Source organism: Phocaeicola oris, from assembly GCF_021295095.1.
GTDB classification, from domain to species: Bacteria; Bacteroidota; Bacteroidia; order Bacteroidales; family Bacteroidaceae; genus Phocaeicola; species Phocaeicola oris.
In genome coordinates, this window is record NZ_JAJLQX010000018.1 from 38,995 (window position 1) to 61,114 (window position 22,120).

Here is a 22,120-nt window from a genome sequence, read left to right on the forward strand (position 1 = left end):
ATTTATTTCTTTTGTTTCTTTTCTCTCAGTTTTTGAGCAATCGCCCAATGAATTCCGGCTTCCTCTTCCTTACCTTGTCTGGAAAGAGTATCACCGAATAACTCATGCGCTTTGGCATGATCAGGTTTTAGCGAAATCGCCTTATCAAAGTCGGCAGCCGCGCTATCAAAATCATTCATGTCCAGCCGGACTCTCCCCCGGTTATAGATAGCTTTGAATGATTTAGGATTTAGTTTTACAGCCATGTTCAGGCATTTCACTGCTTCATCTGATAGTTTCTCATCGTAAAGTGTAATACCCTTACGTACCAGTGCGTTTACATAGGTTGGATTCATCTCCAAAGCCTTGTTGTAATTAGCTAAAGCAGCTTTTGCGTCATGAGCCTGTGTGATGCATTCATTACCCATCTGATAATATTCCTCCGCATATTTCTCCAGACTTTTCTGCTGTTCTGTTATTCTGGTCTTTAAATTTTGATTTTGCTCTTTTAGGTGATTGATGATGTTCAGTTTACGGCGTATATACCGTTTTGCCAAAGGCCGTTCTATATCGTAACGGGAATGGATGGCAAGGAAGAATTGTTTAAGGGCTTCATCAAAGTTTCCTTCATCGAATGCTTTTACTGCTTCGCTATATTGTATGTCGGCTTGAGCCTGCTTTAGTGCTTTATCCACAGCCTGTTGATCATTGAAACGAGCAGCGAAGTTCTTTACTTCCGGACGGATAAATATATCGCTTTGAGTAATAGGCTGGCATAATTGGATGCCATTAAGCGAAGTGCAACGGCTCAGTGCAACATACGCTTGTCCTCCGGCAAAGACACCACCGGAGAAATCTATAATCACATTTGAAAATGTCAATCCTTGACTTTTATGAATCGTGATAGCCCAAGCCAGACGAATGGGGTATTGAATGAATGTGCCTAATTCTTCTTCTTCAATTTTCTTTTCCTTTTCATTATAAGTGTAGCGGATATTGCTCCACTTTTCTTGTTGTACTTCATATTCCATACCATCTTCTGTAACGACCCATAAAGTACCGTCTTCCTCATCTAAGGTGGATATTTCTCCAATGGTTCCGTTCACCCAACGTTTGTCGGGATCATTCTTGATGAAGATAATCTGTGCGCCGATTTTTACTTCCAAATCTAACAGTGTTGGTAATGTATTTTCAGGAAAGTCGCCTTTTACTTCACCTTTAAGGATGACAGATTCCCCCGGTAGCTCTTCTAATTTCTTTTCGTTGATAAAATCTACCGTATCTCTTCGCGTAGCCAATGTGATATGCATATCCTTATTATTCTCCTCGATAGAAGTATTGTAACGCATGTTCAACAGTTGGAGATCGGCAGCTCCTGCTTGATTATTCCGGATATGATCGAGTACACTGATAAACACTTTATCAGTCTGACGGTACATTTTTTTTAACTCTATACTTATTAAATCAATCTGACTGAATACTTTTGCTGAGAAGAAATACTGGTTGGGATAGTAATGGCTCAAAATCTCTCGCTCATCATTTTTTATAACCGGTTCTAATTGGAATACATCACCAACAAAGAGCATCTGCTTACCACCAAATGGCTCTCGCATATTATGGGCGTACACACGTAATATTTTATCTATGAAGTCGATGATATCAGCCCTGACCATGGATATCTCATCAATGATGATCAATTCCACTTCTTGAATGAGTTTGCGGTGGGCTGAAGAATATTTCAGGAAACTGTATAGCTTACCACCTTTCAGACTGAAGTTAGGGTCATCTGGAAGTAACGGATAAAAAGGAAGCCGAAAGAAACTGTGGATAGTGGTTCCACCGACATTAATGGCTGCAATGCCTGTAGGTGCCAATACGATATGTTTTTTCTTCGTCACTTCGCATACGTATTTTAAAAAGGTAGACTTTCCAGTCCCCGCCCTTCCGGTGAGGAAGACAGACTGATGAGTGTACTGAATGAGATTCAGCGCATTCTTAAATTCGGTGTTATCGGTATCTATCTTCATGAGTGAACAAACGACTTATTGGTAGTAGTGATGGAAGTTTAGTCGATTATTTATTTGTTTAGGAAATCATTCGTGAAGATGAGTGGGAGAATATCCGTTACGCTATTTATAATATAAATATACTTCTTACTGTATAGTAGAATTTGAATAGGTTTACCATATCGTTTCTCTGTTTCCATCAGTACTTGGCGACATGATCCACAGGGTGGACAAGGATTTTCGGTAAAGTCTTGCTGATCTTTTGCTGCGATGGCCAGCATCTTTACAGAAGCCAATGGGTATTGAGCATTGGCATAAAAGATGGCTGTGCGCTCTGCACAGGTTCCCGACGGATAAGCTGCATTCTCCTGATTGCTTCCGGTAATGACCTTGCCATTGCTTAACAGTACAGCCGCCCCAACCGAGAAGTGGGAGTAGGGAGCATAGCTGCGTGATGTAGCATCTTTCGCGGCATTAACCAGAATACGTTCGGTCTCATTTAACTCATCGTAATTCACTACCTTTATATTAATCTCTATTTTCAAATTTTCCATGAGTTTTTATTCTTAACGGAGACGGATATAGTTGTCTACTTCCAAAGTGGAAGTATCCGGCTTCATTCGGTTCATCTTATATAAATACTTCAACTGAATGCCATACATTTGCGAGATAGAATGCATAGACTCTCCTTGCTTGACTTTATGGATGATATGATCCTCGTCAGCGCGTGTATGTTTCTTTTCCAAATAAACGATGTCTCCGGACTGCAAAATGTATCCTTTATACAAGTCATTGTACTTTATTAACTTTTTTTGTGAGATATCAAATTCTTTTGAGATAGATTTCCATGTATCTCCTTGGCGTGCAATGATATAAAGTAAATCGTTTGAAAGATATGGTTGATGAGGATTTGGATTTTCCATGACCCACTGATGCTCGTACTTGGCACCCTTTCTGTCATATTGGTATAGTTTATATGTTTCAATGATTCCAATTAACCGATTGGCGTAAGTCGGATCAGTGGCATAGCCTGCACGTTTCAGTCCTCGAGCCCATCCCTTGTAATCTTTCGGATTGAGTTGAAACAAAAATGCATAGCGTCGTCCTGTTCTCAGAAACTTAGCGTGATCTTCATACGAATCTTTTACTTTTTTATAGGCACGAAAACATTCGTTACGAGCATCATCGTCATGAAGAACTGTTTTGCCTTCCCAACTCTTGCCACATTTTATTCCAAAATGATTATTGGAGTAACGGGCCAGAGTACTGGTTCCGGCTCCCGATTCAAGCAACCCCTGAGCCAGTGTAATGCTGGCAGGAATATGAAACTTCTCCATCTGATCAATGGCGATATCTTTGTACTTTTTGATGTAATCATCGTACGATTGGTTCCAACTTTGCGCATTTGCTTGAAAAGTACATATCAGAAACAGTGGTATCAACAGAACAATATTCTTTATCTTCATTATTTATTACGATTCAAAGTATAATTCTCCAAAGAATTCCGGACAATGGAAATTCGGACTATCAGTCTTAATAGGGTTCCATGAAAGGAAATGAGGTGTTTGTAATTCATCTCCGCATTTGTAGAAGTTGGCACGAATAAGGGTGTTGTCGAGTGAAGTGATGTGATGCTTGTAGAATACCTCGTAAGGAATAACTAAGGCTACTTCCCAACGACTTTTGCCAATTTTTTCGTCGAATGTTTTATGTCCGAGTGAACTCCAACGGAGTACTTTTTTCATGATTTCCGGAGAAGCCATCTCACGCCCTTGCCTGCTGGGACCACATTCTAAGAGAATGGTTCCGATGCAGTTACATTCTAAATTGTAATAGATGTTGTCGCCACCGGGGGCAGAAAAAAATTCTACACAAGAATCTGTCCATACATGACCGGCGTCTTCACCATACTTGGCACGACTGCTTTTCTCTTCCACACGGTAATGGATAAGGATTGCGTCGTTAGTGTGAGCAATACGGAATTCAACTTTCGGTTTATATGGATAATCTTTTTCCCAGTCAACGGTATTGATAGGAATAAACTCTATGCCTGCGCTATCCAATATAGAAGGAATGGCAGTAGCGTTGGATATTTTTTTTGAAATCTTTTTTACGTTCATGATATTTGGATTTATAATCTGTTATTATTGCAAAGATAGTATATTTCTTTATATTCTGAACGACGACAATGAATTAATCGAGATGGTCTTCTGAGTTTTAACATTCAAAGACCGATTAGTCCACTTTAACGGGAAGGTAGTGATTACAGATGAAAATATTAAAATGTGTGGGTAAAATGAATAATGTGAGTTTCGACGATTCTAAAACAATACGAACAGTGCGTCATTGTTCCTTTTTAAATAGATACACTGCTTAGAGAATATCAACAATATAAGCTACTGATTTGATGTGTATGAGTTGTTCAACTGACGCGGATGAGTCAACAAGTTCATGCGTATGAGTTGACAAGTTCATGCGGATGAGTTGGTCGGTTCATGCGTATGAGTTGCTCGATTCATGCGTATGACTTTTCCTCCGTCTCTTTATGACCATTTTAATGGATCAAACAAAAGGGGAAAAACACCTTACCAACATGCTATATGGACCATATTCTACCCTTGTAGGTTTCTGCGTGACCTTTCTGTTATTTCATTGAACTCACGTTAAATTAGGAGAGTGGGAGAGGAATAATTAAACATTTCTGATCACAAATAATAGCTTTCATTCTTTATTACTACATTTCAATTGTTAGTCGACTCTTTAACTCATCAAAAAATAAGCAGGTTTTGCGAAATTTTATGGCCAATTAATTTTTTCTTTCAAACGGAAGCACTATATTTGTGACGTGCAATGTTGCACAAATTAAAAAAAAGTAATATGGAAATTAAAAAATCTCCGAAAGCAGATCTCGAAGGTAAAAGAAGTACCTGGCTGCTTATTGGGTACATTTTCATTCTTGCCATTACTTTTGTCGCATTCGAATGGAGTGAGCGCGATATGAAGGTTGACTTGAATGCTGCTGTAGCCGATATTGATTTTGAAGAGGAGGTTATTCCTATCACAGAACAGGAACAACCCAAACAAGCTCCTCCTCCACCAGAGGCTCCAAAGGCAGAGGAAGTCTTGGAAATTGTAAAGAACGATGCCAATATTCAGGAATCTACGATTCAAGCGTCAGATGATACGAAGAAAGCCGTAGAAGTTAAATATACTCCTGTACAGCAGGTTGTTGAAGAGGAAGAACCGGAAGAAGAACAAATCTTCCAAGTTGTAGAGGAAATGCCTGAATTCCCCGGTGGTATGGCAGAATGTTTGAAGTTCTTAAGTAAGAATATAAAATATCCTACCATTTCTCAGGAAAATGGTGTACAAGGTCGTGTAATCATTCAGTTTGTTGTTAACCGTGACGGTTCTATTGTAGATCCTCAGGTAGTTCGTGGCGTTGACCCTTATTTGGATAAAGAAGCATTACGTGTGGTATCATCCATGCCTAAATGGAAACCTGGAAAACAACGCGGTAAACCGGTTCGTGTAAAATATACCGTACCTGTAACGTTTAGATTACAGTAATTTTTACTATCATAATTTTATGAAGGCCGCCTTCGGGAGGCCTTCTTTTTTCTATCGGATTCAAACTATGATTTATTCTTCTTCTCAGTTGCTTGATAAGTTTAATGCTTATCTCCTCCGGCTTTCTTTAGACCGGAATCCCAAAGGACTATATGAACCTATTATTTATGAGCTTTCTTTAGGAGGCAAACGATTACGTCCTATTTTAATGATGTTTGCTTATTTATTATATAAGGATGATGTTGATGTTCTGCTTCCTCAAGCCGCCGGATTAGAGATATATCATAACTTTACTTTGCTCCATGACGATGTGATGGATCATTCGGCTTTACGCAGAGGTAAGCCTACCGTTCATAAAGTTTGGAATGAGAATACAGCAGTTCTTTCCGGTGACGCAATGACTATTCTTGCCTATCAGTTGATGTGTCAGTGTAAAGCCCCATATATAAATAAGGTATTGGACGTGTTCAGTAAGACGGCTTTGGAAATATGTGAAGGGCAACAGTATGACATGGATTTTGAGGTCAGAGATAATGTGTCGATAGAAGAATATATTGAAATGATTCGTTTAAAGACTTCTGTACTTTTGGCAGGAGCATTGAAGATAGGAGCCATATTAGCCGATGCTTCGGAAGAAGAACAACAGAAGTTATATGATTTTGGAATAAAAATAGGTCTTGCATTTCAGTTGCAGGATGATTATTTGGATGTTTATGGCGATTCAAAGGTGTTTGGAAAACCGATTGGAGGAGATATTTTGGAAAATAAAAAGACATTTATGTTGATCTCCGCGTTAAACCTGTCGGAAGAAAAACAACAGCAGGAAATGATGCGGTGGATTCGGGCTAAAGAGTTTAATCCCAAAGAGAAGGTAGCGGTTATCACTTCTATTTATAATCAATTAGGTATTGGCGATTTGGTTGTAGAGAAAATTAAAACATTATATAATGAGGGACTCTCTATTCTAAGTTCGGTAAATGGAAGAGAAGCGTATAAAAGCGAACTTGAAAAGTTTGCCAATCATTTAATGAAAAGGAATATGTAATGATTGACACTCATGCGCATTTATATGGGAAAGAGTTCGATGACGACCGTACCGCTGTTATGCAGCGGGCAAAAGATGTCGGTGTTGAGCGTATATTCCTTCCCAATGAAGATGAAACTACGTTGGCTGCTGTTTTGACCGTTTGTGAGGCTAATCCGGGGTTTTGTTATCCGATGATTGGCTTTCATCCGGAATGTGTAGATAAGGATTTTAAAAAGCGTCTGCTACCTATGAAAGAGCTTTTGCAACATAAAAATCCTTATATAGGAATAGGAGAGATAGGCATGGATTTGTATTGGGATAAAACCTATTTGAAAGAACAACAAGAGGTCTTGGAGATACAAGTACAATGGGCTATGGAGTTTCATCTTCCGCTCATGATTCATTGCCGATCGGCTTATTCCGAACTTTTTGAAATATTGGAACCATATAAAAGACAGTTGACCGGTGTATTTCATAGCTTTTCCGGAACAGAAGAAGAAGCATCCAAGCTTTTGGATTATGATGGCTTTATGCTGGGGATAAATGGAATAGTAACATTTAAGAAGAGCACGCTGTCCGAAGTATTGGCTTCAACTGTTCCATTGGATCGCTTGGTTTTGGAAACAGATTCTCCGTATTTGGCTCCGGTACCATATAGGGGGCGGCGTAATGAGAGTAGTTTTGTGAAAGAAACGGCAATGAAGCTTTCGTCGGTTTATTGTGTTGGTTTTGGGGAGATAGATCGTATTACAACAAAAAATGCATTAAAAGTCTTCAATTCGTTCGTTTAAGTTTTTAAAGTTTATTAATTTTGTAGCGATAAAAGAAGAATTGTTTCCTATAAAAGGTGCTACATTAAAAAAAAACAATACATTTGTAGATAAAATTGCTTGCTATTACCAAATTTCTTTGTAATTTGCACCCGATTTATAAAAAGACGATGATATTGCTGTATGGAGACAGTGAGGGAGAGATGCTCGAGTGGTTGAAGAGGCACGCCTGGAAAGCGTGTAAACGTCTAAAGCGTTTCGCGGGTTCGAATCCCGCTTTCTCCGCAGTTGATTAGAACATGGAAATATATGTTAAACAATAATTAATTAATTAATCTTAAAAAATTAGACACACAATGAAAAAGTTATTTGCAATTCTTGCAGTGATGGGAGTTCTTACCCTTGGTACAGTACCTGCAGTGGCTCAGGATGAGGCTGCAGCCCCAGCTCAAACAGAAGAAATGGCAGTTCCTGCTGCTGAAGAAGGTGGAAGTATCCACAAGGCAATTAAGACTAAGTTTATCGAAGGTAGCGCAGGCTTCATGTCATTGGTTGCTATTGCATTGGTAATTGGTCTTGCTTTCTGTATTGAACGTATTATTTACTTAAGCTTGGCTCAGGTTAATACAAAGAGATTAATGAAAGCTGTTGAAGAGAATCTTGAAAAAGGTGATTTGGAAGGAGCTAAGACCGTTTGCCGTGATACTCGTGGTCCTGTTGCTTCTATTTGCTATCAAGGTTTGATGAGAGTTGATCAAGGGCTTGACGTTGTTGAGCGTGCTATTACATCCTACGGTGGTGTTCAGGCAGGTTATCTTGAAAAAGGTTGCTCTTGGATCACATTGTTCATCGCCATGTCTCCGTCATTAGGATTCTTGGGAACTGTTGTTGGTATGGTTCAGGCATTCGATAATATCCAGAAAGTTGGTGATATTTCTCCAACAGTCGTTGCAGGAGGTATGAAGGTTGCTTTGATCACTACTATCTTCGGTTTGATCGCAGCTTTGATCCTTCAGGTTTTCTATAACTATATTCTTTCTAAGATTGAGGAAATTACAAGCGATATGGAAGATTCTTCAATCACATTACTTGATATGGTAACAAAGTATAATTTGAAATATAATAAATAATTAGGAATAATGGCAAAGTTATCTTATAAATTCTCTTATCGAATTCTTTATGTCCTCTTTGCAATTATTATAGTTGTTTTGGGATTATTCTACTTTGTAGGATATAATAATCCGATGGGTGAATACAATGCTCCTCAACATACGGAGACATTGATTATCTTGCTCTATGCTTTGGCTATTTTTGCATTCGTCATGTTCTTTATCGGAAAGTTTACCCACGTGGTTTCTTTATTGAAGAATGAACCAAAGCAGGGTCTTCGTTTCTTGATATTTGATATTGTTTTGATTGCTTTATTGGCGATTACATGGGCAATTGGTTCTACTGACCCTGTGACATTAACAGACGGTTCGGTTTTCTCAGATGCTTCAATGATTAAGCTTACTGACTGTATGCTTAATTCACTTTATATATTGTTAATTGTTGGAGTTGTTGGTTTATTATTGAACCTTTCCGGTATATTTAAGAAGATTAAGTAATAGTTTAAAAGAGTAATAAAATGGCAAGAAAGAAAAAAGAAGTACCTCAGGTCAACTCTAGCTCTACAGCCGATATTGCCTTTATCTTACTTATCTTCTTCCTTATTACGACATCAATGGATACTGACCGTGGTTTGGCAAGACGTTTACCACCACCACCAGATCCAAATGCTAAAAAGGATGATAATATTATCGTAAAGGAGCGTAATGTTCTTCAGGTTCGTTTGAATAAGGATAACCAACTTATGTGTGGTTCCGATTGGATTAACGTTAACCAGTTGAGAGCAAAGGCTAAAGAGTTTATAGCTAACCCGAATGATGAACCATCACTCCCGGAAAAGCATACGAAGAATATTCCATTGTTGGGAGGTGATTGTCAGATTACAGAGAACCATGTCATTTCAGTTACGAATGACGTTGGTACCAGTTATCAGGCATATATTGAAGTTCAGAACGAGTTGGTTGCTGCTTACAACGAACTTCGTGATGAGTTAGGCAAACAAAGATTTGGTAAAGCATTTAATGAATGTTCAAAGGAACAGCAAGAGGCTATCAAACAGTTTTATCCTCAGAAGATTTCTGAAGCTGAACCTAAAAAATATGGAGAAAAGAAATAATGGGAAGATTTAATAAAACAGGAAAACGTGGAATGCCGGCATTGAATACATCTTCATTGCCAGACTTGGTCTTCTCTATCTTATTCTTCTTTATGATGGTAACAAGTATGCGTGAAGTTACTTTGAAGGTACAATTCAAAGCACCGGCTGCTACTGAGCTTGAGAAGTTGGAGAAGAAATCCTTGGTTTCGTTTATCTATATAGGTAAACCAACTCAGGAATATGCAAGAAAGATTGGTACTGAGAGCCGTATTCAGTTGAACGATAAGTTTGCTGAACCGAGTGAAGTAGGTGATTATATTTATCAGGAACGTGAGAATATGAGTGAGGCTGACCAACCATTTATGACAGTTTCCATCAAGGCCGATAGGGATACTAAGATGGGTATTATCACAGATGTTAAGCAGGCTCTTCGTAAGGCTTACGCCTTGAATATTAACTACTCTGCTGTACAGCGTCAGTAATTATTAATGCTACATAGAAATAAAGGGAGGTTGTCGTTTAGATAAACCTCCCTTTATTTGTTTGAAGATGGTGTTTATAGATATATACGTTTATACCATTCCGTATACCTCTTTATATAGAGTATTTTTTATCTTTTCGTAGTTTTGCTCCATGTCTATATCTCCGTAGTTCATAATGTACATGGGATAAGCTTTGTCTGTTGGACGATATGGTGGTTGCATATAATCGTGATGATCTAATTTGAATCCGGCCCGTAGGTAGAAGTTTATTCTGCGTTTGGCGAGTTCATCATCCGGACGCTCAACTTCAATGATGATAGGTTTCTTTATTTTATTCAGAAGTGTCTCTATTATTTTAGTGCCATAGCTTCTATTTCGAATTTGTTTGCTTATGGCAAAGTGTTCTATGTAATATATATCAGGGAATTCCCAGAAGTTGAGCAATCCTATCGCTTTTTTATCATCTTCCAATACATTGCAGCAGAACAGAGGTTCATAATCAGTGTTATTACGTTGTAGAGACAAATCCCGTCTTTCATTTGCCGGAAATGCCTCTACAAGAAGATCTTCTACAAACTGATAAATCTCATCAGCCGTAGTGATAGGCCGAATGTTCATTATTTATCTATATAGAATTTTATCAGACGTTCTAAAGCCCGTTGACAAACAGGACAAAAAGCAGGAGCTTCGTTAATCTTCATACGGCACTCTGTTGCCGGTCGGTAAACACCTCCATGTTGTGTATAGCCACCACCTTCGTATACGCCTACTGCTGTATAAATGTCCGGTTCTTTTGTTTTCACCGGAGTTGGAATAGGAGTTCCTTCCGGTAGCATATCCTGCCATTTGCTTCCAAAGTCAACTAATGTAGTCAGATTGGGCTCCCATGGCTCAACATCTTTTGGGTAAAGCGGGCTCTCTGCCGCTTCGTATGCGTATTCGTCGGCCAAACCACCGAAACTGTGCCCGAATTCGTGGACAACAACCGGCTCATACATGCGGTGATGAGAAGTTGTCAGCGTAAATGCGTTATAGATTCCTCCACCTCCGTACGTGTCGGAGTTAGCGAGGATAATGATATGCTCGTATGGAATGCCGGCAAGCCAATTATGTATCTTCTTAACCTGATTAGTTGTTAAGTAACGATCGGAATAGAAAGTATCGAAGTGTGAGTTGACAGCCGTCCGCTTCCATTCGTTTTTACGTGGAATACTTACGCCACTGTCTTCCGATGTGCTTTGAACAAGTACCACATTGAAATGCTCTTTTAATTTCTTGAACGGCTCGTGGTTAAAGATGGCATTAACAGCTTTCTGTGCATCCGCTTCGAAAAGTGGCATCTGTTCTTGAGTATAGCCTTCAGCCATAATAGCTATATCAATACAATCTTCGGCATTTCCGTTTTGCAACAGATACTTATGTGGAGTAACATTATTCTCTCCCATACGGTGAATCAGAATATCGGTTGGTTTTACCGTATGAGTCAGTTCTGCGCTTACTTCGTGGCGTGCGTTCTTAATATTAACAGTTATTTCCACTTCTTGCTTTGGAAAAGGCAGAAGAACGGTGTGTTGGAATGCCTTGCTTAGATGTTTGGCTTCTTCTTCGCCCAGCCATTCCTGAAACAGACAGGAAAAAGAATTCTTATAAATAATGTTTCTCGTTGTTTTATCTCTCATAATTACTTCACCATTTCCTGCAAGGGGAATTTCTGACAGATGGGTGTGTCGACCTGCCCAACCGGGTAGGGATACAAGTTCGTCCAGACTGATGTACTGCTTGTCATAATTACCGGAGAAAAGGTAATCAATTCGAAGTGTACGATTCTCAAAGTAGGCATTAAAATCTTGTGCCGGAATAGATATGGCGACAATTAGCGTGACAAATAATAAAAAGAGCTTTTTCATATTAGTGAGAATTAATGATTAACAGCACCTCGTAAGGTTCTGCTTTAGGCAAAGATACATTCTTTATTTTAATTCGGTCACCTTTATAAAGAAATCTTTTATAGCTAATATCAATTTTCAAAAATAACTTTATCTTTGCAATACGACTAATGAGAAATATGTGTGATGAGACATCAAATTGATCAATTGGACTGGGAAATTATTAATATGCTGGCTACTAATGCGCGAATGCCTTTCCTTGAGATTGCTCGTTTATGCAATGTTTCGGGGGCGGCTATTCATCAGCGTGTGGAGAAACTAACGCGAATGGGAGTGCTAAAAGGCACACATTGGGAAGTTGATCCCGAAGAGGTTGGATATGGAACGTGTGCGTTTGTGGGACTTTATTTGAAAGACCCCACGCAACATGAGAAAGTGGTAAAGCAATTACAAATGATACCGGAAGTGACGGAATGTCATTATACTACCGGACAATATGATATGTTGATTAAAGTGTATGCAAAAAGTAATCACCATTTGCTAAGTATTATTCATGAGCAACTGCAGAAATTGAACATTGCACGTTCGGAAACACTCGTTTCGTTTAAAGAAGCGTTTAATCGACAGGTTACCATTCCTAAAGAGAGTTCGGAATAAAACAAACGAGGAAAGTCTTTCGGCTTTCTTCGTTTGTTTTTAGAGCAACTTATTTCTTTCGTATATAATCGACAAACATATATGAATGTGTATGTCGTTCGTCGGCCGGATGTTTTTCTTCACTTTTTTCTTCCCAATATTTATATTGAATAGGGGGGAAGTATGCATCGGCTTCTGATGCCGCATCGTCAATCTTCGTCAACCTGAGTTCGTCTGCCAAAGGGAGCGCGTCTTTGTAAACCGACGCACCGCCGATAATGAATACTTTCTCATCCTCGGAACAGTGTTTCAGTGCTTCTTCCAGTGAAATGTAATGCTCAGCTCCGGGGAATGTAATGCCTTTTTGACGGCTTAACACTATATTTCTGCGATTGGGCAACGCACCTTTTGGAAGAGACTCAAATGTTTTGCGTCCCATAACAACCGTATTACCGGTAGTTAAAGCCTTGAAGCGTTTCAAGTCGTTCGGCAGGTGATACAGCAGGTCATTACCTTTACCTATGGCGTTGTTCTTGTCAATAGCGACGATGATAGATATATGTGGCATTCTATTTTTATTATATTATACGGCAACTTGGCCGGATATGTGCGGCCATGGATTGTAATTCTCTAATTTAAAGTCTTCGTATTTGAAGTCGAACAGACTCTTTATATCCGGATTTAGTTTCATTGTTGGTAACGGACGCGGTTCGCGCGTAAGCTGCAGCTTGCATTGATCTACGTGATTCAGATAGATATGCGTATCGCCGGTGGTATGGATAAAGTCGCCGGCTTTCAGTCCGGTAACTTGAGCCATCATCAGCAATAACAGAGCGTACGACGCAATATTAAACGGAACACCGAGGAACGTGTCTGCGCTACGCTGGTAGAGTTGCAGGCTTAACCGGCCATTGGCTACATAGAATTGGAACATGGTATGGCAAGGGGGTAAAGCCATCTTATCCACTTCTGCCGGATTCCACGCGCTGACTATCATACGGCGCGAATCAGGATGATGCTTAATCAGATCTACTACATTCGAGATCTGGTCTATCACTCCTCCGTTATAATCAGGCCATGCACGCCACTGATGACCGTACACAGGACCTAAGTCGCCATTCTCATCAGCCCATTCGTTCCATATACTCACGCCGTGTTCTTGAAGATACTTTACGTTCGTATCACCTTTCAAAAACCAAAGCAGTTCGTAGATGATTGATTTTAAATGGAGTTTCTTTGTTGTCAGCAAAGGAAATCCATTATCCAAGTTAAACCGCGTCTGATTACCGAAGATGCTGATGGTTCCTGTTCCGGTGCGGTCGGTCTTCTCAACGCCTTCGGTAAGGATTCGGTTTAACAAGTCCAGATATTGTTTCATTTCAAATCTCTTATTTTAAAGTCAACTCAACAACATAGTCTACATCGGCCGGAACTTCCGGTAATTGCAACAAATAACCGCCATCCTGAGCCTTGAACGAAATAGCCTTTTTGTCAATGAACCGAGTGGCACTCTTAATCTTCGCTTCCAAAGGGATATATAATGCCTTGTCTTTCAAATGGATGATGTGAATGTACAACTTGTCGCCTTTGCGAGTTGAAACACCCCAATCATGAGGAGCAACATCGCCACCTCGGGTTCCATAGATGGTTTCACCGTATGAATTCATCCATTGGCCGACTTCTTTCATACGTTGCACGGCTACGGCCGGCAGCTCACCGTTCGGTTGCGGTCCGATATTCATTAACAGGTTGGCATTCATTCCGGCAGCCTTTACTAAATAACGAATCAATTGTTCCGTAGTCTTATAGTTCTGGTCTTGAATCTTGTAACCCCACATCCCGTTCATGGTTTCACATGTTTCCAATGGTAATTGACTGACATCCGTGCCTTTAGAATAACCTGTGACATTCTGACCGGGCAGGTCGCGCTCGAACATTTGGAAGTCTTCGCCGGAGTAAGGATTACGATGGTGGTTGTTACCAACCAGACAAGACGGTTGCAGTTTGTGAATCAATGCGTACTGTTCGTCCAAACGCCAGTTGAAGTTGGAGTCTTGGTCATGGTCCCACAATCCATCAAACCAGATAGCTCCGATGGGACCGTAGTTGGTCAATAACTCTGTCAACTGATTATTCATAAAGTTGAAGTAACTGTTGTAATCGCCGTGTCCGGCAGGGCGACCTGAGAAATGACCGGTCCTTCCTTCCGGATAATCGTCTCTTCTCCAATCTAAATGCGAATAATAGAAGTGCAACTTGATGCCTTGTTTCTTACACTCTTCAGCTAATTCTTTCAGCACGTCGCGGTGGAATGGGGTAGCGTCAACTATATTATAATCGGATTGTTTGGTTCCGAACATGGAGAATCCATCGTGGTGGCGTGAAGTGATAGTGATATACTTCGCGCCCGAAGCCTTGATAGCTGATACCCATTCAGCTGCATTAAATTTTGACGGATAGAAACCGGAAGCGAGCTTGGCATATTCGTTACGGTCTATTTTGCCCTCGTTCATATACCATTCGCCTTGAGCGGTCATACTGTAAATTCCCCAATGTAGGAAAATACCGAATTTCTCATCCTGAAATTCTTTACGGGCTTCTAAATTCTCTTTAGTCGGCTCATATTTCGTGGTATAACTCTGAGCGAATCCTGCGCCGGAAATCATTAATAAGGCTGCTGCCAACAGGTGTTTCTTTAATGTTATCATAATTTAATTAGATTGATTGTTGAATTGATATCTTATCTTAATCAACAAATATAAGAGTAATTTTGGCAACGTACAAGCGTTTGTTTGTTTTCCTCTATTCTTTTTTTTATACGATGGGCATCACATAAACTGTTCATGAATATAAAGATTTAAACTCATCCGTATCAATCGTCAAAGTGATACGCATCAATCGTTCAACTCATGCGGATGAATCGATCAACTCATCCGCATGAGTTGCCGAACTCATCCGCGTCATTTTTCACTTTCATCCGCATCGGCGTGGTAGCTGTTGATGATTGCTTTCTCCAAAGATGTATATCTATCTAAAAAGTAATATTCTTTAGTGAACAATATGACTTTTTCCATTTCTCTGTCTTTTTCAGCAATAAATCTTTGTATCTTTGCCGTTAAAAGAATGAACGTATGGAACTGCCCGCAGACTTTGAAAAACGGACGATTGAGCTTCTTGGGGAGTCAGATTTCCGGCGACTGAAGGAAGCACTTCAGAAGGAAACTCCTGTGAGCATTCGGGTGAATGGCGCGAAATGGCGGCACTACTGCCCGAATAATGAGTTTCTTGCAGAGAATGAGCACGTTCCTTGGTGTCATGAAGGTAGGTATTTAACATCTCGTCCTGCTTTTACGTTCGATCCTCTGTTTCATGCGGGATGTTACTATGTTCAGGAGGCTTCGTCCATGTTTTTGGCTTACGTGTTAAGGACTTTTGTTAAGGAGCCTGTACGTATGCTCGACCTCTGTGCCGCACCCGGGGGCAAATCGACTGTGGCACTAAGTGTGTTGCCCGAAGGAAGTTTGTTAGTGGCTAACGAGGTGATGCGTAACCGTTCGCGAGTGCTTGCTGAAAATCTTGTTAAATGGGGGCACCCCGATATGCTTGTATCGAGTAATGCCCCGAATGATTTTAGCGTTCTTCCTGCGTTCTTCGATGTGATGTTGACCGATGCCCCCTGTTCCGGCGAGGGAATGTTTCGAAAAGATGAGGTGGCTGTGGCCGATTGGAGTGTGGATAATGTGAATATTTGCCAAAAGAGACAACGTAGTATTTTGTCGGATGTATGGCCTGCGCTTAAAGATGGCGGGTTACTTGTGTACAGTACGTGTACTTTTAATAAGGAGGAGAACGAGGAGAACGTTGCGTGGATGGTAGATAAGTTGGGAGCGGAGGTATTGAGTATTCCTACGGAGGAAAGTTGGGGCATAACGGGGAATCTTGATCGGAATGATTTCCCTGTTTATCGGTTTCTACCCTATAAAACGAAAGGAGAAGGATTGTTTATGGCTGTTCTCCGTAAGAAAGAGTCGGATGAACGGACTGTTTTGAAAAGAAGATGGAAGAACGATAAAAGTAAAAAGGGAAATGTACCGCTCATTCCAAAGGAAGTGAAGGCGTGGGTGAACGGTTCCGATATGTTCGACTTTACTTTGAATGAGAATATAGTTTCTGCTGTTCACAAGCAATTTTCAGGCGATATGATACAATTGCGGCAGGCATTGCGTATACTTCAAATGGGAATTACGTTAGGTACATTGAAAGGTAAAGACATTATCCCTTCTCAATCGTTAGCTATGAGTACGATGCTGAATACTCAGGCGTTTCCTGTAGCCGAAGTCGATTATGAACAAGCCATCGCTTATCTTCGGGCCGAAGCCATCACGTTGGATGGTACTGTTCCTTATGGGTATGTATTGCTCACTTATAAGCACGTTCCATTAGGTTTTGTAAAGAATATCGGCAATCGGGCGAATAATCTTTATCCTGACGAGTGGAGAATCCGGTCAACCTATATTCGAAAAACGGAAGTGATATAAAACAAAAGGAGTGGTAAGATTGCCCCCCCCTTTTAATAGTTATATCTTATTATTACTCTTCTAATGTAGCGGTAATGTGATGAACTTTACCCTGTGTGCCAATATTAAAGTCCTTGCTAAGCGTGATTTCTTTTGATGCAATGGTAAATTTGTTGTTATTGGCATTAATTGTGAGTTTTAAACCACTTTTTTGTTTACAATAATATCCGATTGAATATGCTATTACTTTTCCTTTACTTGGAATAGTGATTTCAGGAGAAAAATAAATTCTGGAAAATTTAACGGGTCCACTGCTATACCATTTTGGTGAATTTAAATGAGACCAAAAGGAATTATCCCCTATTTGTTTCTCTGACTCGATTTGGATGTAGCTAATAGTTTGTCCCGCTAAAGCGGTGGGGAGTGTCAGTTCGAATCTTAAAACGGACATTTGTTTTTTTAATGTGACATTTAAACCGGAGGCTGTGATGGTTGGAACTCCTATCATGAAATCTTTAGCCTTAATATGGTCCACATTATCGTTTCCTGTTTGGTAAAGCGTATGACCCCTTATGCTCAATGTCTTACGCTTAGAAGCTCTAATAGAAATAAAAGCATCCGAGGTTTTCCAATCGGCGCTTGCATCGGTGATGTTTTCTGTGATAGCCGGATAAACACAGAGCAAAGAAGCGTATGATCCTTTGGCCGGCATAGTACCGGTAAAGTCGGCGGTAGCTGCCGGAGCGGTATTATTGCTTGTCAGGTTATACACACCGGTGGCCTTGCCTTCGGCATCTATTGTAATGACAGAAAGCATATCGCCTGCTTCCCACATACCTTTCAGTATTTTATTCGTAGCGTCATATTCGTATGAAGTACGGGTGGAAGCATCATCGCCGCCAATACTTGCGGTCAGTGTAACCTGACGCATCCGGACATTTTCGTTTACCGCCGGTTCATCGTTGTTATTACACGATGAAAAGCCTAACAGCCCTGCTGTCAAAGCCATTATAAAAAGTTGTGTTCTCATTTCAATTGGTTGTTTAGCATGTTACACTACGGATTTAATTCTTCACCGGGGCCATAATCACCGACACTTGTCGCAATAAGATTTTGCAACTCCATGTCGTGGATTTCACACTGCGGCGATACGTAATCGCCTTTTCTTTTTACTGTTTTCTTCATCTTGCGATTGGTTTTATTTGTTAATAATTAAAATGTTCTGTCTTTATTTATATCGGTATGTCATTAAACAAAGGAATGATGATAGTGTATTACATCGTTTACAAATATAATTTATATATCTTAAATTACCCCCCCCTATAGTTAAATCATGTTAATAGCATAATAATTGGTTATATTCAGGACATAAGAGGTGTAGATAACGGGTAAAATACTTTTTAACCGTTAATACACCGTAGTGAATAATAAGAAATATGGGAAGTTTCTTTTAGAAAGACTTGCGGAACGTGCAACCATTCTTCCATTCCGAACAACCGTATGCCGTATTGCCTTTTATAATATGTCCCTTTCCGCAAAGCGGACACGGCTTCCCTATCCAATTGTCATCAAGATTATCCGGAACGTTCGAAGTTTTAGCTTTTGGTTTGACCGGTTTGGAAGCAGTCTTTTTAGTTGCAGCGTTTCCTTTTGTCGCGGATTTCTTTGTATTCTCGGCAGGTATCACCGTAATACGCCGGTTGGAGTTGTCGGTTAGTACTTTAAGAACAATCTCATTCAGCATTTGCTTTAGTTCGTTTAAGAATTGTGCTGCATTGTACTCTTTTCGTTCTATTTCCCGAAGTTTCTTTTCCCATATACCGGTCAGTTCGGCCGACTTGAGCAGTTCTTCGTGAATAAGCCCGATCAGTTCAATGCCGGTAGGAGTGGCAATCAGATTCTTTCGTTCCTTACGGATATAATGCCGTTTAAAAAGTGTCTCTATAATGGCCGCACGGGTAGAAGGGCGCCCGATTCCATTTTCTTTCAACGCGTCGCGAAGTTCATCACTGTCGACAAATTTTCCGGCCGTCTCCATGGCACGCAATAAAGTAGCTTCGGTGTACGGACGTGGCGGCTGAGTCCATTTCTCTGTCAGCAACGGGTTATGTGGTCCGTTCTCTCCCTTTTTGAAAGCAGGAAGCGTATGATTAGTTTCGTCCGAATTCATATTCTCATCGGAATCATCGGATTCAGATGTTGTGCTTTCCTGATTAAAAACTACATGCCATCCTTGGTCTTTAACAACTTTACCTGAAGCTTTGAATTCTATTTTATCTGCTTCACCAATGACGGTAGTTGTGTCGAAGATACAGTCGGGGTAGAACGCGGCTATGAAACGTCGTGCAATCATATCGTACACATTGCGTTCCATATCTGTCAAATTATTGGCCGGTTGTCCGGTAGGGATAATGGCATGGTGATCAGTGACTTTGGAGTTATCAAAAACCTTCTTCGATTTGTTCAGTTTTTTGCCTGCAAGAGGAGCTGTTAGTATTTCATATCCTTTGATTCCTGCGAGGATACCGGGACATTTCGGATAGATATCGTCACTTAAGTAAGTAGTATCCACACGTGGATAAGTAGTGACTTTCTTTTCGTAAAGTGATTGGATTAATTTCAGCGTTGTATCAGCAGAGTATGCAAGTTTCTTATTGCATTCCACCTGAAGTGAAGTCAGGTCGAATAAGCGTGGAGGAGCTTCTTTACCCTGTTTCTTCGACACTTCGGTAATGAAGAACGGAACATTTTTAATGCGATCGATCAGCGACTGACCGGTATCCAAGTCAGTAATAGGAAGAATGCCCCTGTTCTCGACAGATTTCTTCACATTTTTATTGTCAGTTTTCGCTTCACTTTTTTCTTGTGCCATTTCCTCATCGTTTTTTTTTATGATGGCATTAAATAACGTGCTGCGGTACATGGTAGCAAGTACCCAATATTGTTTCGGAACGAAATGTTCTATCTCGTATTGACGATTGACAATTAAGGCAAGGGTAGGAGTCTGTACACGTCCAACGGAAAGGATTTGTCTGTTTTGTCCATATTTTAGTGTATACAGGCGAGTAGCATTCATTCCGAGCAACCAGTCGCCAATAGTTCTGCTCAATCCCGCTTCGTATAGCGATTTGAATGCAGACTGGTCTTGCAGATGTTTAAATCCTTCGCGGATAGCTTCTTCTGTAAGAGAAGAAATCCAAAGCCTTTTTATCGGACAGGCAGCCTTAGCTTTCTGCATTACCCATCGTTGAATCAGTTCTCCTTCTTGTCCTGCGTCACCACAATTGATAATCTCGTCAGCTTTTCGCATCAATTCTTCGATAATATGGAATTGATTTTCAATGCCTTTGTCATTAATCAGTTTGATACCGAAGCGCGGTGGAATCATTGGAAGACTGGATAAGCTCCAAATTTTCCATGAAAGAGTATAGTCTTCGGGTTCTTTTAATGTGCAGAGATGTCCGAATGTCCAAGTAACTTGGTATCCATTTCCTTCAATATATCCTTCTTTTCGGTTGTGTGCCCCCAATACATCAGCGATGTCACGTGCGACAGAGGGCTTTTCGGCAATGCAAACGATCATAGTCAATTGTTATATTCATTGGCAAATGTATGAAAAACAATTGACTTTTTAGTCGATCTGTTATTTATGTTGCTTTTTCAACTTCTTGATAGCTTTGTCTAATGCCTCGTCAGGTTGAATAGTATTATATGGTCCCCAGAAGTTTTCATCGTAGAAAGTAGATACGTTGTCTGATAGTATTTCATACTCGCCGAAGCGATCTTTCCGTGAAATATCTTTCGATTGGCCAATCTTTCTGTCGGTTATAACAGTTTCGGCAATAACGGTATAATTAGTGTGGAACAGTTTCTTTTTCCAATCACACTTGAATCGAATAACATCCTGAATATAACTTAAATAGGTAACCCCATTATGATCAATGTAGTCTACATGAATGGACACTTCTTGTGGTTTGAAGATTAGGCCTCCTGGTTTCTTTCGAAGTATAGCCTGAATAGCTTTATTTTTATCGCTCAAATCGAGTTCCATATCAATTCTGGTAAACGAAAGACGTTCTTTATCTATGTAAAGTTTACCGATATAAAGTGCGTAAGGCAAGTCGCGCGCGGGAAGGAAACTGACCACATATTGTGGGCGTCCGTTGATACTGGCCATATCTTCCATGTGGAATTCATAATTCTCCATCTCATTCACATCAAGGAGCAATTCCCTATTTTTTACTAAATCTAAGTTTTTTGCAATGTTTGGGCCGCCAATTAATTTAATGGCGAGCGTATCGCTCACTTTAGTGCTGGCCAATTTACGTCCTTTCTCAATGGCCACTTTATCACGTTCTGAATCTTCTTTATATTTTGACTTGAATATGTTTGTTACGGCTTCGGATATATTAATATAATGACGTCTCTTTTCTGCTGTTTCCCTATAGAAGCCTGTAAGGATTCGGTCTTGAGTGTCATAATTAGTTCCAATTTTTTCAATTGCCTGAGTAACAAGTGATCGTGGTTCATGCCCTTCAATAATTACCTCGCCAAGTGTAGCACTTGACGGGACAAGCCAGAATATTCGGTTCTTCCCCTTCTCTTTTTCTATTTTAAATGTGGAATTGTAATATCCCATGTGCGAGATTTCTACATTCGTTTCCTGATCTGAAACAGGAATCTTTATAGTAAACTCGCCTTCTTTGTTTGTAACGGTTGCGATTTCCTCCCCGACGACAGTAATGCTGGCATGTGAGAGAACTTTCTTATTCGATCTATCTTTGACAATACCTTTAACGGTAATGAACTTATCATCATCTGTTGGATTTGGATATATAAGTTGAGGCAAGCAGCAGACGAGCAAACATACGATAACGAATTTAATGGCTTTCATAACTAATGGTTTTAATGGGGTAACTTCTTTACAAATATAGTAAAAGGAAGCAGAAAAACAATCTTTTAATTGTATTTTTTTGACTTTATTTTTAAAGAAAGACAATAAAAAAAGCGGACTAATCAGTCCGCTTTTTCTTATGTTGAA

The 22,120-nt window shown here is 40.0% G+C and carries 22 protein-coding genes and 1 tRNA gene; 10 read left to right on the forward strand and 13 right to left on the reverse strand.

Annotated elements, in window-relative coordinates; all coding sequences use genetic code 11:
* Positions 1–2 precede the first annotated feature (2 nt).
* From LO761_RS09610 to LO761_RS09625, 4 genes are read right to left on the reverse strand one after another with little or no spacing between them, the layout of a single operon-like run.
* Complete coding sequence (locus tag LO761_RS09610; protein WP_272818071.1) at positions 3–2,006, reverse strand: tetratricopeptide repeat protein; 2,004 nt, start codon at positions 2,004–2,006, stop codon at positions 3–5.
* A 50-nt stretch (positions 2,007–2,056) separates the two neighbouring features.
* On the reverse strand, positions 2,057–2,539 hold the full coding sequence (gene cdd / locus LO761_RS09615) for a cytidine deaminase (RefSeq protein ID WP_272818072.1): 483 nt from the start codon (positions 2,537–2,539) through the stop codon (positions 2,057–2,059).
* Between the two features lie 12 nt (positions 2,540–2,551).
* The gene (locus LO761_RS09620; protein ID WP_272818073.1) at positions 2,552–3,451 is read right to left on the reverse strand and encodes a glucosaminidase domain-containing protein; all 900 of its coding nucleotides are present in this window, start codon (positions 3,449–3,451) and stop codon (positions 2,552–2,554) included.
* 6 nt (positions 3,452–3,457) lie between these two features.
* Positions 3,458–4,105, reverse strand: a complete 648-nt coding sequence (locus LO761_RS09625; RefSeq protein WP_272818074.1) for a carbohydrate-binding family 9-like protein — start codon at positions 4,103–4,105, stop codon at positions 3,458–3,460.
* Between the two features lie 757 nt (positions 4,106–4,862).
* Between LO761_RS09625 and LO761_RS09630 the strand changes: the two genes are divergently transcribed.
* The 8 genes from LO761_RS09630 (at position 4,863) to LO761_RS09665 (ending at position 10,040) form a co-directional block, all read left to right on the forward strand.
* Positions 4,863–5,555: an energy transducer TonB gene (locus LO761_RS09630; protein WP_272818075.1), complete on the forward strand. Its 693-nt coding sequence runs from the start codon at positions 4,863–4,865 to the stop codon at positions 5,553–5,555.
* A gap of 67 nt (positions 5,556–5,622) precedes the next feature.
* Positions 5,623–6,600: a polyprenyl synthetase family protein gene (locus LO761_RS09635; protein WP_272818098.1), complete on the forward strand. Its 978-nt coding sequence runs from the start codon at positions 5,623–5,625 to the stop codon at positions 6,598–6,600.
* Positions 6,600–7,373: a TatD family hydrolase gene (locus LO761_RS09640; RefSeq protein ID WP_272818076.1), complete on the forward strand. Its 774-nt coding sequence runs from the start codon at positions 6,600–6,602 to the stop codon at positions 7,371–7,373. The genes LO761_RS09635 and LO761_RS09640 overlap by 1 nt, the downstream gene beginning before the upstream one ends.
* Before the next feature lie 176 nt (positions 7,374–7,549).
* Positions 7,550–7,637: transfer RNA gene (locus LO761_RS09645), tRNA-Ser, on the forward strand.
* 71 nt (positions 7,638–7,708) lie between these two features.
* Entirely contained in the window at positions 7,709–8,482 is a 774-nt protein-coding gene (locus LO761_RS09650; protein ID WP_272818077.1) for a MotA/TolQ/ExbB proton channel family protein, read from the forward strand.
* A gap of 9 nt (positions 8,483–8,491) precedes the next feature.
* Positions 8,492–8,959 carry a hypothetical protein gene (locus LO761_RS09655; RefSeq protein WP_272818078.1) on the forward strand — a complete coding sequence of 156 codons (468 nt, stop codon included), beginning with the start codon at positions 8,492–8,494 and terminating at the stop codon, positions 8,957–8,959.
* Positions 8,960–8,979: 20 nt separating this feature from the next.
* Positions 8,980–9,576, forward strand: a complete 597-nt coding sequence (locus LO761_RS09660) for an ExbD/TolR family protein (RefSeq protein ID WP_272818079.1) — start codon at positions 8,980–8,982, stop codon at positions 9,574–9,576.
* Positions 9,576–10,040 carry an ExbD/TolR family protein gene (locus tag LO761_RS09665; RefSeq protein ID WP_272818080.1) on the forward strand — a complete coding sequence of 155 codons (465 nt, stop codon included), beginning with the start codon at positions 9,576–9,578 and terminating at the stop codon, positions 10,038–10,040. The genes LO761_RS09660 and LO761_RS09665 overlap by 1 nt, the downstream gene beginning before the upstream one ends.
* Positions 10,041–10,130: 90 nt before the next feature.
* Here the strand turns inward: LO761_RS09665 and LO761_RS09670 are convergent, their stop codons facing one another.
* Positions 10,131–10,658 carry a GNAT family N-acetyltransferase gene (locus tag LO761_RS09670; protein ID WP_272818081.1) on the reverse strand — a complete coding sequence of 176 codons (528 nt, stop codon included), beginning with the start codon at positions 10,656–10,658 and terminating at the stop codon, positions 10,131–10,133.
* Positions 10,658–11,947 carry a M64 family metallopeptidase gene (locus tag LO761_RS09675; RefSeq protein WP_272818082.1) on the reverse strand — a complete coding sequence of 430 codons (1,290 nt, stop codon included), beginning with the start codon at positions 11,945–11,947 and terminating at the stop codon, positions 10,658–10,660. Before LO761_RS09675 ends, LO761_RS09670 begins: the two co-directional genes overlap by 1 nt.
* A gap of 162 nt (positions 11,948–12,109) precedes the next feature.
* Between LO761_RS09675 and LO761_RS09680 the strand changes: the two genes are divergently transcribed.
* The gene (locus tag LO761_RS09680) at positions 12,110–12,583 is read left to right on the forward strand and encodes an Lrp/AsnC family transcriptional regulator (protein WP_272818083.1); all 474 of its coding nucleotides are present in this window, start codon (positions 12,110–12,112) and stop codon (positions 12,581–12,583) included.
* A 49-nt stretch (positions 12,584–12,632) separates the two neighbouring features.
* Here the strand turns inward: LO761_RS09680 and LO761_RS09685 are convergent, their stop codons facing one another.
* From LO761_RS09685 to LO761_RS09695, 3 genes are read right to left on the reverse strand one after another with little or no spacing between them, the layout of a single operon-like run.
* Positions 12,633–13,130, reverse strand: a complete 498-nt coding sequence (locus tag LO761_RS09685) for a dihydrofolate reductase (protein WP_272818084.1) — start codon at positions 13,128–13,130, stop codon at positions 12,633–12,635.
* Between the two features lie 15 nt (positions 13,131–13,145).
* A complete protein-coding gene (locus LO761_RS09690; protein ID WP_272818085.1) occupies positions 13,146–13,940 on the reverse strand; it encodes a thymidylate synthase in 795 nt (264 codons plus the stop codon).
* Between the two features lie 10 nt (positions 13,941–13,950).
* Positions 13,951–15,270 (reverse strand): alpha-L-fucosidase, encoded by a 1,320-nt coding sequence (locus tag LO761_RS09695; protein ID WP_407951561.1) that lies wholly within the window; start codon positions 15,268–15,270, stop codon positions 13,951–13,953.
* 423 nt (positions 15,271–15,693) lie between these two features.
* Between LO761_RS09695 and LO761_RS09700 the strand changes: the two genes are divergently transcribed.
* Positions 15,694–17,100, forward strand: coding sequence for a methyltransferase RsmF C-terminal domain-like protein (locus tag LO761_RS09700; protein WP_272818086.1), 1,407 nt, complete (start codon positions 15,694–15,696; stop codon positions 17,098–17,100).
* Between the two features lie 52 nt (positions 17,101–17,152).
* On the opposite strand, the gene LO761_RS09705 is transcribed toward LO761_RS09700, so the two are convergent.
* From LO761_RS09705 to LO761_RS09720, 4 genes are all read right to left on the reverse strand, one after another.
* The gene (locus tag LO761_RS09705; protein WP_272818087.1) at positions 17,153–18,109 is read right to left on the reverse strand and encodes a fimbrillin family protein; all 957 of its coding nucleotides are present in this window, start codon (positions 18,107–18,109) and stop codon (positions 17,153–17,155) included.
* 26 nt (positions 18,110–18,135) lie between these two features.
* Positions 18,136–18,264: a hypothetical protein gene (locus LO761_RS09710; RefSeq protein WP_272818088.1), complete on the reverse strand. Its 129-nt coding sequence runs from the start codon at positions 18,262–18,264 to the stop codon at positions 18,136–18,138.
* A gap of 265 nt (positions 18,265–18,529) precedes the next feature.
* Entirely contained in the window at positions 18,530–20,662 is a 2,133-nt protein-coding gene (locus LO761_RS09715; RefSeq protein ID WP_272818089.1) for a DNA topoisomerase 3, read from the reverse strand.
* Between the two features lie 60 nt (positions 20,663–20,722).
* On the reverse strand, positions 20,723–21,973 hold the full coding sequence (locus LO761_RS09720) for a carboxypeptidase-like regulatory domain-containing protein (protein WP_272818090.1): 1,251 nt from the start codon (positions 21,971–21,973) through the stop codon (positions 20,723–20,725).
* Positions 21,974–22,120 lie beyond the last annotated feature (147 nt).

Coding starts and splice junctions, on each gene's coding strand:
- LO761_RS09610 (WP_272818071.1), bottom strand. CDS start 2,006: ATGAAGATAGATACCGATAACACCGAATTTAAGAATGCGCTGAATCTC.
- cdd (WP_272818072.1), bottom strand. CDS start 2,539: ATGGAAAATTTGAAAATAGAGATTAATATAAAGGTAGTGAATTACGAT.
- LO761_RS09620 (WP_272818073.1), bottom strand. CDS start 3,451: ATGAAGATAAAGAATATTGTTCTGTTGATACCACTGTTTCTGATATGT.
- LO761_RS09625 (WP_272818074.1), bottom strand. CDS start 4,105: ATGAACGTAAAAAAGATTTCAAAAAAAATATCCAACGCTACTGCCATT.
- LO761_RS09630 (WP_272818075.1), top strand. CDS start 4,863: ATGGAAATTAAAAAATCTCCGAAAGCAGATCTCGAAGGTAAAAGAAGT.
- LO761_RS09635 (WP_272818098.1), top strand. CDS start 5,623: ATGATTTATTCTTCTTCTCAGTTGCTTGATAAGTTTAATGCTTATCTC.
- LO761_RS09640 (WP_272818076.1), top strand. CDS start 6,600: ATGATTGACACTCATGCGCATTTATATGGGAAAGAGTTCGATGACGAC.
- LO761_RS09650 (WP_272818077.1), top strand. CDS start 7,709: ATGAAAAAGTTATTTGCAATTCTTGCAGTGATGGGAGTTCTTACCCTT.
- LO761_RS09655 (WP_272818078.1), top strand. CDS start 8,492: ATGGCAAAGTTATCTTATAAATTCTCTTATCGAATTCTTTATGTCCTC.
- LO761_RS09660 (WP_272818079.1), top strand. CDS start 8,980: ATGGCAAGAAAGAAAAAAGAAGTACCTCAGGTCAACTCTAGCTCTACA.
- LO761_RS09665 (WP_272818080.1), top strand. CDS start 9,576: ATGGGAAGATTTAATAAAACAGGAAAACGTGGAATGCCGGCATTGAAT.
- LO761_RS09670 (WP_272818081.1), bottom strand. CDS start 10,658: ATGAACATTCGGCCTATCACTACGGCTGATGAGATTTATCAGTTTGTA.
- LO761_RS09675 (WP_272818082.1), bottom strand. CDS start 11,947: ATGAAAAAGCTCTTTTTATTATTTGTCACGCTAATTGTCGCCATATCT.
- LO761_RS09685 (WP_272818084.1), bottom strand. CDS start 13,130: ATGCCACATATATCTATCATCGTCGCTATTGACAAGAACAACGCCATA.
- LO761_RS09690 (WP_272818085.1), bottom strand. CDS start 13,940: ATGAAACAATATCTGGACTTGTTAAACCGAATCCTTACCGAAGGCGTT.
- LO761_RS09695 (WP_407951561.1), bottom strand. CDS start 15,270: ATGATAACATTAAAGAAACACCTGTTGGCAGCAGCCTTATTAATGATT.
- LO761_RS09700 (WP_272818086.1), top strand. CDS start 15,694: ATGGAACTGCCCGCAGACTTTGAAAAACGGACGATTGAGCTTCTTGGG.
- LO761_RS09705 (WP_272818087.1), bottom strand. CDS start 18,109: ATGAGAACACAACTTTTTATAATGGCTTTGACAGCAGGGCTGTTAGGC.
- LO761_RS09710 (WP_272818088.1), bottom strand. CDS start 18,264: ATGAAGAAAACAGTAAAAAGAAAAGGCGATTACGTATCGCCGCAGTGT.
- LO761_RS09715 (WP_272818089.1), bottom strand. CDS start 20,662: ATGATCGTTTGCATTGCCGAAAAGCCCTCTGTCGCACGTGACATCGCT.
- LO761_RS09720 (WP_272818090.1), bottom strand. CDS start 21,973: ATGAAAGCCATTAAATTCGTTATCGTATGTTTGCTCGTCTGCTGCTTG.